This window comes from Acinetobacter sp. AG3 (assembly GCF_022343575.1).
Classification (GTDB): Bacteria; Pseudomonadota; Gammaproteobacteria; order Pseudomonadales; family Moraxellaceae; genus Acinetobacter; species Acinetobacter guillouiae.
On sequence record NZ_JAKQZD010000001.1, the window covers coordinates 3,894,736 to 3,913,132 of the forward strand.

Below are 18,397 nucleotides of genomic sequence, written 5' to 3' on the forward strand. Positions count from 1 at the left end.
GGCGTCTACGAGTTGGTAGACGCCTCTTTTATTTTGCTTTCACTTTAACAACTTAAATATCGCTCAATTCATAATTAAGGATTTAAATTTTTCTGCTCTGGAATGGGGGCAATATAAGCAATAATCAGCATCACAAAACCCGCGCCCAAGAAAGAAATCACACGCGTTAACGTTCCAATATGAGATAAATCAAACAGTACCAATTTTAAGGTGACAATCACTAAAATACTCCCCCCTAAAATCCATAAAGGACGTAATAACTTACGGCTAGCAAAGCTCATCGCAATAAAGGCTAAACTCACCCAAAGTAAGGTTAGGCTCAGTTGCGCAGTGGCATCTTGCCAAAGACTCAGTTGGTTATAAGGTGTAGCAAAATACACATGTAAGGCTCTTAGAATGATATAGCTACTCAGCCATAACAAACTTAAAACACACAGTACAGCAAGTATTCCATGGTCAATACCTGGCTTTAAACTGTGGTTAAATTGAAGGTTCAGCATCCAGAAAAAACCAATTAACATGGCGATACTGACCAAATCAAATGGATTTAAGATTGGTAATAAATATCCTTGAAATGCTTGCTGTGAAAATAGCTGAGAACAAATCATCCAAATCAACATTAGTAACAAACTGCTGCGCGTTTGCCAAAACATTGTCCATTCTGAGTTTTTCTGAAAGAAGCACCATCCACAAAACACTAAAGGTAAAATGACCACGCTGATATAAGGCATCGTTGCAATTAGGCTAAGACTGCTTAGACTTAAACTGATTAAAACACCTAAACTGAGCCATTCACTTTCAAACTGTAGCCCTTTTGCAGGTCTTAACCAGACTGTCGCTAGCACTAAACCTGAAACTGCGATACCCCATCGGTCAATATCACTGGTCCATAGCAACATGCCATTTTTACTAATATCCAGCAATAAAATGAGTGTAAATACATAGACGGGAATTACCCCAATCCATTTTGGAATCAACCATGTTGATCTGGCCTTTAGCCATAACATCAACTCATTCATAAACAGATAAGCAATAACCACAATCAATACACTGTAAATGTATCGATTTTCTCCCTCTAAGTGATCAAGCAATAATGCAAGAATCATCGTGGTTGCAGAAATCATCAGCAGGCTTAAAAACAAGGTCGTTACTGAACTGATCTGTTTGCGAAAATCATCACGGCTATTTGCCAATAACACCACGGCGATATAGCTTAAACTTAAGCACCAATACATCGTGGTTGGAAAATCAGGCAATTCAAACAAGTAATAAAGGCTTGAACAGCCTGCAACAATCAACAAGGCAATCGCCATATAACGACTGATCACCGATTGTCGATATAAAGCAAAGCCAAAAATACAGAGGCCTTCAACAGCCCAACCCACTACACTCCACTGACCATGCAGAAGAATTGGTGGAATTAAAGCAATAAAAATCAATGCTAAACTAAAATAACTTTGACAAATCAGTTGAATAGATTGGTTACGTTTTGAGAGCTGATAAATCCCTGCAAACACCACAGCAAAACCCAAGCTAAAACCAGCAAGAATCAGTTCTTGGTGAAAATACATTAAATATAAGAATAAATAGCCAATAATCGGTGCACCAAAAATCAACGCAACATCTAAACTGGGTTTCAGTTTAAATTGCTCAAGATCCTGTTTGGCGATCAATTGACTGAATCGAAAACCAAGCCAAATGAATACTGCAAGATGTGCAAGAATAAGTATCGTGAGTGATTGTTTTTCTTGACTATAGCCATGATAGAACGCATAACCACCACCAATGATTACAGTCACTAAAAAACCGATCTGATTTAAATATTTCCAAGGTCTTAAGGTACTGAGTATAGCAATCGCAATGTTAATCACTAAATAATAAGCCATCAGTTCTGCTACCGTTGCATTTCGCACAGGCAACGTAAATGGCGCAATATAAGCAATAAGCACGGCCATCAATGCCAATTCCACGCTTTGCTGCTTTAAACTTAAACTCAGTGTCAGTGCCATAATTACAGCAAAACACAAACTTGCTAGATAAAGACTCGGAATCACCTGGTTGTAGTAGGCAAAGAATAAAGTTAAAAATAATCCTGCCAGCCCCAAGCCCTCTATTGCCAAGGCAAAACTGCGATTTTTATTTTGTAGCAACACACCCAACGCGGTGATTGCACCACTGGACAAGGCAACGATTGAAAGTTTGACGGCTAAACTTAATTGCCAATGCTCTGTGGCAAAACGCAGCAATAACACAATACCAATCACCAAAACCAAGATTGCAACTTTCAAAACAGGATTGCCTTGAAAAATCCATTGGCGAATTTGCCCCATTAAGTTTAGAGACGAATCTTGTGACGTGCCGATGTTTTGTTGAATAGATGATGGATGCTTTAAATCTGGAGATTGTTGTTCTGATAAATTCAAGTGTTGAATTTGCAATTGAACTTGGCTCAAATAGCGCTCTAAACGGCGTAACCAGCGTAAGAAAAAGAAAATCCAAGCAGTTAGACCTAAACCCACCATCCAACTCAAATGCAGTGTTAAACCTACAACAGCAATAATCGAAGAGACATATAATGGCACTTTCGAGGTGCTTTGCAGTGGAACCCGTGTCTGTTGCGCGATCTTTTGCAATGGATCTTGAATCGCATCCACATACTGCATCACACTCATGACAAATGCCAAACCACAGATGTAGGTCAATATCCGTGCATCCAAAAACCATGCACTGACTGCGATAATGATCAGCATCATTAACCAAATGATGCGAATTTCACTCTGCCCTTTGAGCATATTTCATCTTTCTCGATCCTGAGTAACTCGATGATACAACAGCCTTGCCTGATGATTATGTGAATTCATCAGATATTCAGTAACACAAGGATGACTGTTGCATCTTCGCAAGCGCAAAAAATCACGTACAATAAAGCGGTTATTTGAATTAGGAAAATATCAATGCCACCATTTGTATTGGTCGATGGGTCATACTTTTTATTTCGTGCTTTTCATGCACTCCCACCTTTAACCACATCAACTGGATTACAGACCAATGCGATTCGCGGGGCAATTTCTGCAATTCAAAAACTGATGCGTCGTGTGCAACCAACACATATGGCGGTTATTTTTGACACACCTGAACCCACTTTCCGCCATGTACTGTCACCGATATATAAAGGTGACCGCCCAAGCATGCCAGAAGAATTATCACAACAAATCCCTTATTTGCATGCCTTGATTCGTGCTTTAGGTATTCCATTACATACGCTTCCAGGTGCTGAAGCGGATGACATTATTGGAACCTTGGCAAAACGTGCTGAAAAAGCTGGTCATCAAGTCTTAATTTCTACGGGTGATAAAGACATGGCGCAGTTGGTCACGGATAAAGTGACCCTCGAAGACAGTTTTAAAGACAAACCGATGGATGTCGACGGTGTAATCGAAAAATTTGGCGTCCGTCCAGATCAAATTATTGATTATTTAACCTTGATGGGTGATGCCTCTGATGGTATTCGTGGTGTACCTGGTGTTGGTGCAAAAACGGCTGCTAAGCTGTTAAATGAATATGGCACGATTGCTGGCATTTTAGAAAATGTTGACAATATCAAAGGAAAAGTTGGACAAAGTTTAAAAGACAATGTTGAAGGGATTGCACTTGATCATCAATTGGCAAGTATTGTTATCGATCTCGATTTAAGCTTGAGCTATGATGATTTAAAGCTGTGTGAACCTGATGTTGAAGCATTACGCAACTTGTATACTGAACTTGAATTCCGTAATCAATTACAATCGCTAGATCATCCCAATAATCCAAATAGCTCAGCCTATAAACAAACAACACAAAGTATTGGCAAAACTGAGCAGCCTGTTGAAAGTGAAATTACAGATCAAGCAACAAGTTCGAGTGTTGATGACCGTCTTGGTGAAGCCACTTATCATACTGTTTTAAGTCAAGAAGCATGGGATAAGCTCTTCCAGCGCTTAAGCACAGAAAAGCGTTTTGCAATTGACACTGAAACCACAAGTTTAGATTACCGTATCGCTGAAATGGTCGGTTTTTCAGTGGCTTTTGATGCCAATGATGCTTATTACATCCCATTGGCACATGATTATGAAGGTGCTCCTGAGCAACTCAATCGTGATACGATTATTCAGCAAATCAAACCGATTCTTGAAGATCCAAGTGTTGAAAAAATTGGACATCATTTAAAATATGATGCACATATTTTTGAAAATCACGGTATCCATTTACAAGGCTGGTATTTTGATACCATGTTAGCCTCTTATGTCTTGAATGCAGTGACAACACGCCATGGTATGGATGATGTTGCGCGCGTTTATCTGAGCCATTTAACCACGACTTTTGAACAAGTTGCTGGTAAAGGTGCAAAACAAAAGACCTTTAATCAAATCGAGATTGAAATCGCTGGACATTATGCCGCAGAAGATGCGCATGTCACCTACCGTCTTTATGAAGTTTTAGAACGTAAGCTGAAAGAAATCCCTGAACTGATCAATATCTTACATCACATTGAAATGCCAGTAGCCAGTGTTTTGGCGACCATGGAAGAAAATGGGATTGAACTTGATCTAAGCTTCTTGGATCAGCTCAGTGTGGACTTTGCCAATACCATTCAAAATCTTGAAAATCAAATTATCGAAATCGCTGGCGAATCTTTTAATGTCGGTTCACCCAAACAAGTCGGTGAAGTTTTATTTGAAAAATTAGGTTTAAAAGGTGGCAAAAAAACTGCAACGGGACAATACAGTACTTCTGAAGCGGTTTTAGAAAAAATCGATCATCCAATTACTGAACTGATCATTGAGTATCGTGGTTTAACCAAGCTTAGAAGTACCTATACTGAAGCCCTAGTCAAACAAGCCAATCCCGATACCCATCGCGTACATACCAGTTACCATCAAGCCTTAACAGCAACGGGACGCTTGTCTTCAACCGATCCAAATCTACAGAACATTCCGATACGTGAAGAAATTGGTCGTCAGATTCGTAAAGCCTTTATTGCACCTCAAGGGCGTGTACTTTTGGCAGCCGATTATTCACAAATTGAATTACGTTTAATGGCGCATTTCTCACAAGATGATGCTTTGGTTGACGCCTTTCAAAATGGGCAAGATGTACACCGTCGTACAGCATCTGAGGTCTTGGGTGTCGCGCTGGAAAATGTGACCTCTGATCAACGCCGCCAAGCCAAAGCCGTTAACTTTGGTTTATTGTACGGCATGTCTGAGTTTGGTTTGATTCGTCAACTGGGCTTTACTCGTGAAGAATCGCAAAACTATATTAAGCAATACTTCCACCGTTATCCGGGTATTTATGAGTATATGCAACGTACCCGCCAAGTGGCATTGGAACAAGGTTTTGTAGAAACCATTACTGGTCGTCGTTTATATACACCCGATATTGACGCTCGAAATATGATGGTGCGTAAAGGTGCGGAGCGTGCTGCGATTAATGCCCCACTCCAAGGCTCTGCGGCTGAAATCATTAAAATGGCGATGATTGAAGTTAATAAAATCTTACCCCAAGATCAGGCCAAACTTTTACTTCAAGTACACGATGAATTAGTGTTTGAAGTTGATGAGGCTGTTGCAGATCAATTGGCTGCACAGATTAAAGATGTAATGCAAAAAGTCGTCACCTTATCAGTACCTTTAGTTGTTGAAGTCGGTCAAGGTAAGAATTGGGGTGAAGCACATTAAGCCTTTGAAACGTTCCCTAACTTTCTAGAACAGGGTTAGGGAGCGGTCATCTTTTGTTGAAAATTACTCAATGTTATATTTTTTAACATGCACAAAAAAAGGACTCTATTGAGTCCTTTTGCTATTTAAACCGGTGAATTAAAGACCTGTTAGCAATGCAATCGCAGCATAATCCATAACTTTTTCAGCAATGATCAATGCCAAAATCGCTAAAATTGGAGAAAGATCAATCATTCCCATATTTGGCATGATACGACGGAACGGCGCCAATAACGGTTCAGCAAGCTCTTGAATCACTTCAATATAAGGTGATCTTGACTGAGTAAACATCACTACCCAACTGAGAATAATAGTCGCAAAAATTAAATAGCGACAAAAACGAATCAGGTCTTGGATCATGGTCACAAAAGTTAAAATGATCAAATGCACAGGACTATTGGGTATTGCACCTTGCAAGTACATCATTCCAAAAATTTTAAGCAGATATAACACCACCAGCAAAACTAATGCAGCTGTATTTACTCGCCCTTTGGCCAAAGGCGGAAAAATTCGCCCAAACATATCCACAATTTTTGTCGCTTTAACTGTCGACATCACCACTGGATTGTATGGACTCACCATGGCCAATTGCATTAAAAAACGAAAGAATACGAGCAAAATCGCTACGTTAATAATAATGCCAAAAATTTGCGCAGAATTTGCACCCATACTGGAACGTTCCTAAAAATCAATAATTATTTAATGCTGTCACTTAATTCTTGAGCCAGTTCCTGACTACGCTTCTGCGCAGCAGCTAAAGCTGTCTGAATATTTTGAGAAATTTGAGCACGATCAAATACTTCTAAAGCAGCTTGTGTAGTGCCGTTTGGAGAAGTCACATTTTTACGCAATTCTGAAGGTGCATTTGAGCTGGTAATTGCCATTTGTGCTGCACCAAGTGCTGTTTGTAAAGTTAAAGCAGTCGCAACCTTTTCATCTAAACCCATATTTTTTCCAGCACGAATCATGCTTTCCATCATATAGAAGAAATATGCAGGACCTGAACCAGAAACAGCAGTTACAGCATCAATTTGAGCTTCAGAACTCACCCAAAGCGTTAAACCTGTCGCAGCAAGTACTTGTGTTGCCAATTCGCGGTCTTTAGCACTGACCTCTGGTTTCGCAAACATACCATGTGCACCAGTTTGAACCAAAGCAGGAGTATTCGGCATAACACGAACAACACGCTCACTGTCGGTTAAGTCTGAAATCGTTTTAATTTCAGCACCAGCAACAATTGAGATCAATAATTTATCTTCGAGTAAACCTTTTAAAGGTTTAAGCACCCCACCCAAAACTTGAGGTTTTACAGCAAAAACAACAATATCGGCATTTTTAATTGCTGCGATATTATCATCAGTCACATGAACATCTTTTTCTTGTAGCAATTGTCGAATATTTTCAAAGGGGTCAGAAACTGTAATACGTGTTGCAGGTAATCCACGACTCAACAAGCCACCGATTAGGGCTTGTGCCATATTCCCACCACCAATGAAAGTAATATTACAATTTAACGCTGCACTCATGAATCACGCTCGACCTTAGTTTTTAACTCAGAGATTAAATTTGGTTGCCAGCCACCCACTTCACAATATTCAGATTGCGCCAACCAAAAACCATTTGGTGTAAACACCCCAAGCATAACATTATCTACACTTAATATTTGAATTGTATGACGCATCCACGGAAAAATATGTGCTTCTTGAATGGCTTTTTTCAAAGGCCAAGCACCGACTCTGCCATAAAGATGAATTTTTTCACCACCCAAACGCGGCTTTAATGTTAGCTTATGATTGAATAATGCAAAAGCCAGGCCCATTTTAGAGCTTTCGATCTGAAACACACCAGATGTGAATTGTAGTTGTTGATGAAGCTGAAATTGAACTTCCTGTTCTTGAGGCAATTGTTTAGATTTTGATGCTAAATATTGGTTTTGTTCAATTCGATACAACTGATTTTGATAACGTAAATAATAAAAATGATTCCAATGTAAAGCAGCTTGCGCATCTGTTTTAGACTCAATTACTTCATCTTGTAGCCTTTGCACCATGTCCAAGGCTGGGCGATATGTCCCCTCACCTTTCATCCACATAGAGAGAAGTTGCCGCTGTCTAGCAGGGGAAAGAGAGGCCAATTTGGCTAAATCCAATTGTGCAGGATGACCACAAAAGCTTAAATCCTGTTGTACCACCTCATTGAGAATTTCATCAGCATCTTGCATTAAATAGCTGGTACGTGCCAATGCTTGCTGCATTTTAGGATAACGACTTTGCAAAATATGCCAAAGTTCATGTCTACACCATGCACGGTCATAATGTATATCTAAATTGGAAGGATCATCCACATAATCAATTTGCAGTTGCTCAACCCATTGGCAAATCTGCTCACGGGAAGTATCAAGTAAAGGTCGCCAAATCAGCAATTGATCGCGCTGATCGATGGATTGCATCGCAGATAGACCTGTAACCCCAGCACCTGACAACAAACGCAACATTAACGTTTCAGCCTGATCTTGCTGATGATGTGCAAGAACCAGTACCTCATTTTCATCGATATGCTGTAAATAGGCTTGATAACGTGCTTGACGTGCTTGATTCTCAAGATTGCCTTGAGCGACTTGAACCGACTGAAGAATATAAGGAATATTCAGCGCTGTGCATTGTTGAGCAACAAAATCAGCCCAGACATCACTGACTTTTTGCAGTTGATGATTGACATAAATTGCACGAATTTGCTTGGGAAAAAGTTGTGCCATCAGATGTAGCAACAGCATGGAATCCATACCACCACTACATCCGATTAAGAAACGGGTATTTTCAGGAAATTGAGAATACTGTTTTAAGAAGCAAGACCTAAATTGTCGCTGCCAAACTTCATTAAACGTTGATAACGTGCTTCGCATCGTTCTTCCGCAGTCATTGGCTGTAATTCATCAAGCGCTTGTTTTAACACATCCTTGAGTTTTTCCATAACCTCAAAAGGATGTAAATGAGCACCCTCACCTTCATCAACCACATATTCAACAATACCAATTTCTTTGAGCTTGTCAGCAGTTAATGCAAGTGCTTCACTGGCTTGTTCTGCTTTATCTGCAGTTTTCCAGAGAATAGAAGCACAACCTTCAGGTGAAATCACAGAGTAAATACTGTGTGACAGCATAATAACGCGATCTGCAACACCGATGCCCAAAGCACCACCAGAACCACCTTCACCTAAAACTGTTGCAATGACTGGCACTTTAAGGCTTGAAAGTTGCGCCAAGCTGGTTGCAATTGCTTCTGCTTGACCACGCTCTTCAGCACCAATACCCGGGTATGCTCCCATGGTGTCAACAAAGGTAAACACAGGAAGATTAAAGCGTTCCGCCATATCAAGTAAGCGTTGCGACTTTCGGTATCCTTCAGGATTACACATCCCAAAGTTATGCTGTAATTTTTCACGCGTGCTACGACCACGGTGTTGACCCACAACCATTACAGGTTGACCGTTAAAACGGGCCAATCCACCCACCATTGCACCATCATCACCGTATAAACGATCACCATGCAAGGTATCAAATTCAGTAAAGATTTCGCCTACGTAATCCAAAAATTGCGGACGCTCAGGGTGACGTGCAATTTGAACCGTTTTCCAAGCTTGAGATTGAGCAGCTTTATTTTTCATAAGTCGAGTATTATCCCTAATTCACCGATGGATTACGCATCGGAAGTTTAGGTTTAAGTGATATAAAATGATTGATCACTCTATCATCACCAAACCTTTAAGTTAATCGATAAACTGTTCCGACTGAATATTCAATTCAATGTCCCAATGCTTAAATTGCACTTGCTCATCATGCAAATCTGCAACCAGCAATGGCCATTGTTTGGCATCACCAGAAACGCTGAGTTGCCATTGTTGCTCATTCTCTACCGTCAATTCAATGGCAGGAAGCATCTCATCGCTACGACTATGATTCAGTAAAACTGCAAGACGAAGCAACAAACACAAGTACACAAGCTTGTTGCCGCCCACTTTTAACACGTCTAATTTGGCATCTACGCGTAATTTACGACGGTGATGAGCGACCAAATGTGACAAATGATTTTGATCAATTTGCGAAAAACCGGGGATGTCTGAATGTTGTAATAAGTAAGCACTGTGCTTTTGATAACCACTATGGCTAATGGCTAAACCGATCTCATGTAAATAAGCAGCTCGACGCAACAGATCACTATCATCACTGTTTAAGTTAAGTGTACTGGCAACAGCATTAAACAAATGTTGTGCTGTTTCAACCACGCGCTCAGCCTGTTTTGCATCTGCGCCATAGCGTCCCATCATCGCCTGTACACTGCGATCGCGAATATCTTCATGTTGGAAACGGCCGAGCAAGTCATACATTACACCTTCACGTAATGCCCCATCTGAATACACCAATTTATCAATATTCAAGACTTCAAACACAGCATAAAGGATCGCTAAACCCGCAGGTAATACTGCTCGGCGATCTTCTTTTAAACCATCAAATTCCATATCTGAAATATTTTTAAATTTCAGTAATTTGTCTTTTAATTTTTCTAAACCTTCACGAGTCAGATTCTCTTGCTCATCACTCCAGCCCATATTGACCGCAATTTGGCGACATGCTTTGATGGTTCCACTAGAACCGACCACAGTATCCCAGCCCGCAGCTTTATAGGTATTTGCAATCGAAGATAATTCTTTACGCGCCGCAACCACAGCTTTATCAAAAGCTTTGTTGTTAATATCACCATCGGCAAAATAGGCTTTAGTAAAGGCCACACAGCCCATCTGTAAAGATTCGGTATGAATCGGCTCGAACTCTTCACCAATAATCAGTTCAGTAGATCCACCACCAATATCGATCACCAAACGTCGACCACTATTGGCCATGGTATGTGAAACACCCAAGTAAATGAGTCGGGCTTCTTCTCGTCCCGCAATAATTTCAATGGGTTTTGGCAAGATCTCCGCTGCTTTTTGAATAAATTCATGCCCATTTTTCGCTTGACGCAGCGCATTTGTCGCAACAATTCTGAGTCGAGTCGGCTGTACTGAACTTAAACGCCCAACAAAACGCGCTAAGCAAGCCAAGCCTCGTTGCTGTGCAGCTTCAGTTAAGTTTTTATTTTCATCTAATCCAGCTGCAAGCTGAACCTTTTCTGACATAGAAGCAACTTTCTTAACTTCACCATGATCCACACGAGCAATTGCCAAATGGAAACTATTTGACCCCATATCAATCGCAGCAAGTAATTCTTCATCAATCAAAAAATCAGACATTATTTATACAAACTCATACTGAATTGCTGCTTAGATTAATTCACATACACGCTTTTTAAAAGCCATTTATTTAGACAATTTGATGAGTCATTATTTTTTCAGCATATATGACAATTATGTGACAGTTTCATTGCTTTTTCTAAAGATCCGATTGTAAATATCGTGAGCATCAATTGGACAAACTCACAAATTAGAATGAAAATTTAAGTATCCCCCTACATTGTTAAAGATGACTATGTAATACTTATATCCATAGATAGATTCATCTTTAAAATATTTTGGAGCAAAATCCATGTCTGGCAATATCGTAAATACCACTGATGACAACTTTGATGCAGATGTACTTCAATCTGATATCCCTGTAATCGTAGATTTCTGGGCAGGCTGGTGTGCACCGTGTAAAGCGATTGCACCAGTCCTTGAAGTACTTTCAACTGAATTTGAAGGTAAAGTTAAAATCGTTAAAGTTGATGTAACTGCGTGTGAAGCAACTGCGGTCAACTACAACATTCGTAACATTCCAGCATTATTGATGTTTAAAAATGGTGAAGTTGTTGCTCAACAAATTGGTGCAGTGCCAAAATCTAAATTAACGGCATTCATTGAAGAAAATATTTAATTTGCTGAATTTATACATTATTTGTATAAATCTAGGAAAATGAGAAATACGCTTGATTTTCTAGCGTATTTTTTTTCGACTATAATTTGACAAACTTGTTGATCTAACTTATATTCCATGCTCAAGGAACATTAGGATTCTCTTCCTGTTTCTTAAAGGACAACACATAAGATCGCCGTTCGGCAACAGAAATTGTTTTACATATTTCTCCTCGAAAGAACTACATAGATTCTGAGTTTGTTTTTGTGTCTATACAATTTCAACTCACCTATTACACTGCTGGCGACTTTTGCTTCTTTTCTCTTTATCTGTGTTCCACACATCCTTATTCAATCTGACCATTTATGAATTTAACTGAACTCAAGAAAAAACCGATCGGCGAACTCATTAAAATTGCTGAGTTTATGGGCCTTGAAGGAATGGCTCGTAACCGTAAGCAAGACATCATTTTTGCCATCCTCAAACGCCATGCAATGAATGGCGAAGAAATTTTTGGTGATGGTGTTCTTGAAATTTTGTCTGATGGTTTCGGCTTTTTACGCTCCGCTGCAGGTTCTTATCTTGCAGGTCCGGATGATATCTATGTTAGTCCTTCACAAATTCGTCGTTTTAATCTACGAACTGGTGATACGATTACAGGTACGATTCGCCCACCTAAAGAAGGTGAACGTTACTTTGCATTATTAAAAGTTAATCAAATTAACTATGACACCCCTGAAAACTCACGCAATAAAATTTTATTTGAAAACCTCACACCGCTTTTCCCAACTGAGCAATTGGTTATGGAACTGGGTAACGGTTCTTCTGAAGATTTGACAGCGCGTGTTGTGGACTTGGTTGCACCCATCGGTAAAGGTCAACGTTCAATTATCGTAGCACCGCCAAAAGCGGGTAAAACGATGTTATTACAGAACATTGCCCAATCTATTGTACGTAACAATCCTGAATGTTTCTTGATTGTTCTTCTGATCGACGAGCGTCCTGAAGAAGTGACAGAAATGGAACGTACTGTGCGTGGTGAAGTTGTTGCTTCAACCTTTGATGAATCTCCAGCTCGCCATGTACAAGTTGCTGAAATGGTGATTGAAAAAGCCAAACGTCTGGTAGAGCACAAAAAAGATGTTGTGATCTTACTTGACTCCATCACGCGTTTAGCCCGTGCTTATAACACTGTTGTTCCTTCATCTGGTAAGGTACTTACCGGTGGTGTTGATGCCCATGCCTTAGAACGTCCTAAACGTTTCTTTGGTGCTGCACGTAATATTGAAGAAGGCGGTTCTCTTACCATTATTTCGACTGCATTGATTGAAACAGGCAGTAAAATGGATGAAGTGATCTACGAAGAATTCAAAGGTACAGGTAACCAAGAAATCATCCTTGATCGCCGTATTGCTGAAAAACGCGTCTTCCCAGCAATGAATATCAAAAAGTCAGGTACGCGTCGTGAAGAGCGTCTCATGAGCGAAGAAAACCTACGTAAAGTATGGATTCTTCGTAAACTTCTTCATCCTATGGATGAGTTAGTGGCGATGGAATTCTTGTTGGATCGCATGAAAGAAACCAAAACCAATGATGATTTCTTTGATCAAATGAAGCGCAAAGCTGCCAACTAATTCCATAAATACTTAAAAAGGCTACTCTAAGAGTAGCCTTTTTATTTGGTTGACATTATTTACATAAATATACAATCATCGAGTTTCAACGTTACACGATATTGCAAATATTTGAATATAAAAATTATTCATCAAGATTTTTTATATTTATTAATAACTTATTTATCAATAAACCAATCTAAAAACGCAACTTGATTGTAAAATACTGTTAAAAAACCATCATTTTTTCATCAATTTGGTCAGTTTTTTTAAGATAAACAGTAGCAATTCAAAATGCGCAGTGATAGCATATTCGCATACCAGTTAGACTGCTCATGCAAAAAGCAAAAAACAGGCTAACTTGGGTTTTTTGTCTCTATTAAATTTATGAGAGTGATGCCATGTTATTCAAAAAAATCGCTATTGCTGCTGCAGTTGCTACTACTTTAGCTTTCGTTGGTTGTGCTAAAAAAACTGAAGAAGCTGCTGCTGATGCAAACGCTGCTGCTTCTCAAGCTGTAGAAGCTGCTTCTGAAGCTACTGCTGCTGTTGACGCTGCTGCTGCATCTGCTACTGATGCTGCTGCTGACGCTACTGCTGCTGCATCTGATGCTACTGCTGCTGCTGCAGACGCTTCTGCTGCTGCTTCAGCTGCTCAATAATAATCGCTTAGATTATTATCAAGAAAAGAGAACCTTTTAGGTTCTCTTTTTTTTGCTTTGTTTTTTACTTTAAAGTTTAAATAATCATAAACAAGCTGTATCACCCTTCGCTACTGAACCCGTAAATCCAATAAGTACAAAACTATACCACTCTATTTTACTTTGCTTATCAACCGTTAAAATTGCAAGCGTATTGGATCATCTTAACCAATACTAGAATAGGTTTACTTATTTGCATTTTTATAAAGATGCTAAGAATTTTCTTAAAATAAATTTATCCCGCATAAGGGTCTCACTTTTACCCAACAATTACACTATCTCTCACTACTCTGTTTTTTAACCAAACCTCACGCACATAAACCCATTTGATCTTTGGGTATTGGGATAAAAAAGCGATATTCCAGTCTTATCACTGTGATTACAGCAAAAATTAGTTAATCGAATCCAAATGATGTTTATTTCTGGCAATAAAAAACCCCAAGCAGATTACTCAGGGTTTTTATCTTACAAAACTTTTAGATTACAGAGCTTTCATCTTACGACACACAAATTGCCGATTAATCTTCTTGTTCTGTACCCACACGTTGTCTAAATTTTTGACCTGCACGGAATGTTACAACTCGACGTGCTGAGATTGGAATCTCTTCTCCAGTTTTAGGATTTCGACCTGGACGTTGACGTTTGTCACGTAGTTCAAAATTTCCGAAACCTGAAAGTTTGACTTGTTCGCCTGCAATTAATGCTTGGCTAATCTCGTCAAAGAACAACTCGACCATTTGTTTTGCTTCACGACGGTTTAAACTCGTAAGCTCACTTAAATGATCAGCCATTTCTGCTTTTGTTAATGCTGTCATGAGGCCCTCAATGTCGCTTGATAAGTGTCTTCTAACACTTGAATAATATGATCCATACCGGATTTAATCTCAGCATCTTCGAGTGTACGTGATGGATGTTGCCATAACAATGCAAATGCTAAAGAGCGTTTACCTTGTTCAACACCTTGCCCTGTATACACATCAAATAACCAAGTAGAGTCTAAAAGCTCTCCACCCGTTTTTTCGATAAGTTGCTGAATTTCACTAACATTAATCTTATCACTAATTACAAGCGCAATATCACGTCTAACCGATGGAAATCGTGATAATTCTGTAAAATTAGATACATAAGTTTGCAAAACAGCCGATTGGTCGAGCTCTGCGATCCAAGTTGTGCTCAAATCCAGTGCATTTTCCAAAGATGGATGTAGACGACCTAAATAACCTACTGATTTTCCATCCACGAGAATTTCCGCAGACTGACCTGGATGTAACCATTCACGATCAGAACGAACATATTCAACTTGAACACGTCCAGCTGCTAAAATTTCTTCGACCTCGCCTTTGAGATCAAAGAAATCCATAACTTGAGCTTTTCCATGCCAAGATTCAATTTGTTTTGATCCTACAGCAATCATAGCCAAAGTTGGAATCTGTTTCAAATCTTCTATACTTTTCGCGTTTTGATAATCAAAACGTAGCCCTAGCTCAAAGAAACGCACACGACTTTGTTGACGATTGATATTGTACTGAACACACGGAATTAAGCTTGAAAGTAAAGTTGAACGCATGACCGCCAAATCACTTGAAATCGGATTTGCAAGCGCCAATGGATTTACTTGTGAATTCAATTGTTTTTCAAGTTTTAAATCTGCAAAACTAAAACTAATCGCCTCTTGATAACCCAGTGTTACTAAAGTTTGACGTAACTGAGTCAGTTCAAATTGATCCTGATGCTTAGCAAGTTTTACATCAATCACAGGTAGACTAATTTGAATATTGTCATAACCATGTATACGCGCAACTTCTTCAATTAAATCTTGATAAATTGCCATATCGTAACGATGTGAAGGTGGTACAACAGTCCATTCACCTTCAGCTGTTACAGTCACAGCACAACCTAAACGTTGCAACGCATCTGTAATAAATGCAGTAGGAACTTGATAACCCAGCAATTGATCCACTTGTGCTTGATTCAACTCAATTACTTCACGTTTAGGCAACAATTCAGTTTTTTCAGATACGGTAATTGGACCGAAATCACCACCTGCAAGAGTTTGAATCAATTGTGAAGCGCGTTGCATTGCGATCATAGGCAATTCAAAGTCCACACCACGTTCATAACGTTGTGACGCATCTGTATGCAAACCATAACGACGTGCACGCCCTGCGATATGTAATGGTGCAAAGAATGCAGATTCAAGGAAAATCTCAGTGGTTTCATCTGTTACAGATGAGGACAAACCACCCATGATGCCTGCGATCGCCAATGCTTTTACATCATCTGCAATCACCATAACATCTTCAGTCAATTCAATTTCTTGTTCATTTAACAAAACAAGCTTTTCATTTGCACTTGCCTGACGCACATGCACTGAACCTTGAACCTGACCACCATCAAACGCATGTAACGGCTGACCAAGTTCCATAAGCACATAGTTGGTAATATCAACAAGAATACTGTGTTGACGAATACCTGAACGTGCTAAAGCTTGCTCCATCCATGCAGGCGTAGCTGCTTTGGTATTTACATTTTTAATTACACGACCTAAGTAACGAGGGCAACCATCCGTTGTCACAACAACTTGCTTCTGATCAGCAATCGTAGCCGCAACCTCTTGAATTTCAGGTGCTGTTACAGGCAATTGGTTAATTACCCCAATTTCACGTGCCACTCCACGAATACTGAAACAGTCACCACGGTTTGGCGTGATACTGATATCAACCACATGATCATCAAGATTTAAATATTCTCGAATATTTGTGCCTACTGGTGCATCTGCAGGAAGTTCTAACAGACCATCAATTTTATCTTCAAGGTCAATTTCTGAAGCACCGCACAGCATCCCTTGTGATTCAACACCACGAAGTTTGCCTTTTTTAATTTTAAAATCTCCCGGAAGCACCGCACCAATGGTTGCAACTGGCATTTTCATCCCAACGCATACATTTGGTGCGCCACATACGATTTGCAAAGATTCACCCGAACCAATATTCACTGTGGTGACACGTAAACGATCTGCATCAGGATGCTGTACAACAGTTAAAACTTCACCAATCACCACACCTGTAAATGGTTTAGCTGCGGGAACCAGTTCATCAACCTCAAGTCCCAACATGGTCAGTTGATCAGACAAAGTATCGCTATCAATTGCAGGGTTGACCCATGTGCGAAGCCAATTTTCGCTAATTTTCATTTCTAAAACCTATATTCAATATCTATGAATTCCTCTCTGACTCCCCTTTAAAAAGAGGCAGAACCCTTCGTCTCATTATCTTGGACATCCCCTCTCCTTTTTGGAGAGGTCAGGGAGAGGTATAAATTTGTTAAGCAAATTGGCGTAAAAAACGCACATCGTTTTGGTAGAACATACGCAAATCATTGATGCCATAACGCAACATTGCGAAACGCTCTACACCGAGACCAAATGCAAAGCCTTTATATTTTTCAGGATCAATACCCGCAGCTTGTAGAACATTTGGATGCACCATACCGCAACCCAAAACCTCTAACCAACGACCACGCTCATCCATAATATCCACCTCAGCACTTGGCTCAGTGAATGGGAAATAAGACGGACGGAAGCGTACTTTTAAATCTTTCTCAAAAAATTCATTTAGCAGATTAATCAACAAACCTTTTAATTCTGCGAAGCTGGTATTTTCAGCAACGTATAAACCTTCGATTTGATGGAACATTGGAGAATGGGTTTGATCTGAGTCACAACGATAAACACGCCCCGGACAAACGATACGAATCGGTGGTTGCGAGTTTTCCATTGTGCGTACTTGTACACCTGATGTATGGGTACGTAGTAAATGGTTTGCATCAAAATAAAACGTATCATGCATCGCACGTGCAGGATGATGTCCTGGAATATTCAATGCTTCAAAGTTGTGATAATCATCTTCAACTTCTGGCCCTGTCGCAACAGTAAAACCCGCTTTGGTAAAGAATTGACAAATACGTTCTTGAACCTGAGTAACGGGATGAATACTTCCTACAGCTTGCCCACGTCCTGGCAAAGTAATATCAATTGTTTCACTTGCTAGCTTTAATTCTAATTCAGCTTTCTGTAATTCAGTTTGGCGTTCAGTCAATGCTGCACTGATCGCTTCACGTACTGCATGAATTGCAGCGCCCTGAACTTTACGCTCTTCAGGGTCCATTTTGCCAAGTGCCTTAGATTGTTCCGCAAGCTGGCTTTTTTTCCCTGTAAATTGCACTCGTACTTGGTCGAGTGTAGTCAGGTCTTGAGCTGCTGCAATCGCAGCGAGCGCTTCAGTGGTCAGGGCTTCCAGTGACATAGTAACTCTCAAAGCAATATTTTAGAAAAATAATATAACTCTATATTCTAACAGTTTTTATGCAGTTGAATGAAGTTTCCGCTTTACAAAAAATACGATTAGTCACAACTTATTCTAAATAATTTGTATATTTCCCTGT

At 39.7% G+C, this 18,397-nt stretch carries 13 protein-coding genes; 4 read left to right on the forward strand and 9 right to left on the reverse strand.

Translation table 11 applies throughout. The features are described from left to right. Positions 1–74: 74 nt before the first annotated feature. Positions 75–2,792, reverse strand: coding sequence for a DUF2339 domain-containing protein (locus L3V46_RS18170; RefSeq protein ID WP_239046427.1), 2,718 nt, complete (start codon positions 2,790–2,792; stop codon positions 75–77). Between the two features lie 162 nt (positions 2,793–2,954). On the opposite strand from L3V46_RS18170, the gene polA reads away from it, so the two are divergent. Then, the gene (gene polA, locus L3V46_RS18175; protein WP_239046428.1) at positions 2,955–5,717 is read left to right on the forward strand and encodes a DNA polymerase I; all 2,763 of its coding nucleotides are present in this window, start codon (positions 2,955–2,957) and stop codon (positions 5,715–5,717) included. Positions 5,718–5,855: 138 nt separating this feature from the next. On the opposite strand, the gene L3V46_RS18180 is transcribed toward polA, so the two are convergent. The 5 genes from L3V46_RS18180 to ppx all read right to left on the reverse strand — a co-directional run bounded on the left by L3V46_RS18180 (position 5,856) and on the right by ppx (position 11,042). Beyond that, positions 5,856–6,425, reverse strand: a complete 570-nt coding sequence (locus L3V46_RS18180) for a YggT family protein (protein ID WP_004723028.1) — start codon at positions 6,423–6,425, stop codon at positions 5,856–5,858. Between the two features lie 26 nt (positions 6,426–6,451). Continuing rightward, positions 6,452–7,282 (reverse strand): pyrroline-5-carboxylate reductase, encoded by an 831-nt coding sequence (gene proC / locus L3V46_RS18185; protein WP_154129544.1) that lies wholly within the window; start codon positions 7,280–7,282, stop codon positions 6,452–6,454. After that, entirely contained in the window at positions 7,279–8,658 is a 1,380-nt protein-coding gene (gene tilS / locus L3V46_RS18190) for a tRNA lysidine(34) synthetase TilS (RefSeq protein WP_239046429.1), read from the reverse strand. The genes proC and tilS overlap by 4 nt, the downstream gene beginning before the upstream one ends. Continuing rightward, entirely contained in the window at positions 8,595–9,419 is an 825-nt protein-coding gene (locus L3V46_RS18195; RefSeq protein ID WP_004819131.1) for an acetyl-CoA carboxylase carboxyltransferase subunit alpha, read from the reverse strand. Before L3V46_RS18195 ends, tilS begins: the two co-directional genes overlap by 64 nt. 102 nt (positions 9,420–9,521) lie before the next feature. Further along, positions 9,522–11,042, reverse strand: coding sequence for an exopolyphosphatase (gene ppx, locus L3V46_RS18200; RefSeq protein ID WP_096733198.1), 1,521 nt, complete (start codon positions 11,040–11,042; stop codon positions 9,522–9,524). A 292-nt stretch (positions 11,043–11,334) separates the two neighbouring features. Between ppx and trxA the strand changes: the two genes are divergently transcribed. From trxA to L3V46_RS18215, 3 genes are all read left to right on the forward strand, one after another. Then, complete coding sequence (gene trxA / locus L3V46_RS18205) at positions 11,335–11,661, forward strand: thioredoxin (protein WP_004723035.1); 327 nt, start codon at positions 11,335–11,337, stop codon at positions 11,659–11,661. A 344-nt stretch (positions 11,662–12,005) separates the two neighbouring features. Further along, complete coding sequence (gene rho, locus L3V46_RS18210; RefSeq protein ID WP_004723038.1) at positions 12,006–13,274, forward strand: transcription termination factor Rho; 1,269 nt, start codon at positions 12,006–12,008, stop codon at positions 13,272–13,274. A 380-nt stretch (positions 13,275–13,654) separates the two neighbouring features. Continuing rightward, positions 13,655–13,915 carry a hypothetical protein gene (locus L3V46_RS18215; protein WP_034609976.1) on the forward strand — a complete coding sequence of 87 codons (261 nt, stop codon included), beginning with the start codon at positions 13,655–13,657 and terminating at the stop codon, positions 13,913–13,915. Between the two features lie 557 nt (positions 13,916–14,472). On the opposite strand, the gene L3V46_RS18220 is transcribed toward L3V46_RS18215, so the two are convergent. From L3V46_RS18220 to pheS, 3 genes are all read right to left on the reverse strand, one after another. Continuing rightward, positions 14,473–14,769, reverse strand: a complete 297-nt coding sequence (locus L3V46_RS18220; protein WP_004723042.1) for an integration host factor subunit alpha — start codon at positions 14,767–14,769, stop codon at positions 14,473–14,475. Further along, positions 14,766–17,147, reverse strand: coding sequence for a phenylalanine--tRNA ligase subunit beta (gene pheT / locus L3V46_RS18225; protein WP_239046430.1), 2,382 nt, complete (start codon positions 17,145–17,147; stop codon positions 14,766–14,768). Before pheT ends, L3V46_RS18220 begins: the two co-directional genes overlap by 4 nt. Positions 17,148–17,277: 130 nt before the next feature. Beyond that, positions 17,278–18,258 carry a phenylalanine--tRNA ligase subunit alpha gene (pheS, locus tag L3V46_RS18230; protein ID WP_004723046.1) on the reverse strand — a complete coding sequence of 327 codons (981 nt, stop codon included), beginning with the start codon at positions 18,256–18,258 and terminating at the stop codon, positions 17,278–17,280. Positions 18,259–18,397: the final 139 nt, after the last annotated feature.

What these genes read in the sequence shown, in the direction of transcription:
- rho (WP_004723038.1), top strand. Translation starts at nt 12,006, where the DNA reads ATGAATTTAACTGAACTCAAGAAAAAACCGATCGGCGAACTCATTAAA.
- trxA (WP_004723035.1), top strand. Translation starts at nt 11,335, where the DNA reads ATGTCTGGCAATATCGTAAATACCACTGATGACAACTTTGATGCAGAT.
- tilS (WP_239046429.1), bottom strand. Translation starts at nt 8,658, where the DNA reads ATGCGAAGCACGTTATCAACGTTTAATGAAGTTTGGCAGCGACAATTT.
- pheS (WP_004723046.1), bottom strand. Translation starts at nt 18,258, where the DNA reads ATGTCACTGGAAGCCCTGACCACTGAAGCGCTCGCTGCGATTGCAGCA.
- L3V46_RS18215 (WP_034609976.1), top strand. Translation starts at nt 13,655, where the DNA reads ATGTTATTCAAAAAAATCGCTATTGCTGCTGCAGTTGCTACTACTTTA.
- L3V46_RS18170 (WP_239046427.1), bottom strand. Translation starts at nt 2,792, where the DNA reads ATGCTCAAAGGGCAGAGTGAAATTCGCATCATTTGGTTAATGATGCTG.
- ppx (WP_096733198.1), bottom strand. Translation starts at nt 11,042, where the DNA reads ATGTCTGATTTTTTGATTGATGAAGAATTACTTGCTGCGATTGATATG.
- L3V46_RS18180 (WP_004723028.1), bottom strand. Translation starts at nt 6,425, where the DNA reads ATGGGTGCAAATTCTGCGCAAATTTTTGGCATTATTATTAACGTAGCG.
- pheT (WP_239046430.1), bottom strand. Translation starts at nt 17,147, where the DNA reads ATGAAAATTAGCGAAAATTGGCTTCGCACATGGGTCAACCCTGCAATT.
- L3V46_RS18195 (WP_004819131.1), bottom strand. Translation starts at nt 9,419, where the DNA reads ATGAAAAATAAAGCTGCTCAATCTCAAGCTTGGAAAACGGTTCAAATT.
- L3V46_RS18220 (WP_004723042.1), bottom strand. Translation starts at nt 14,769, where the DNA reads ATGACAGCATTAACAAAAGCAGAAATGGCTGATCATTTAAGTGAGCTT.
- proC (WP_154129544.1), bottom strand. Translation starts at nt 7,282, where the DNA reads ATGAGTGCAGCGTTAAATTGTAATATTACTTTCATTGGTGGTGGGAAT.
- polA (WP_239046428.1), top strand. Translation starts at nt 2,955, where the DNA reads ATGCCACCATTTGTATTGGTCGATGGGTCATACTTTTTATTTCGTGCT.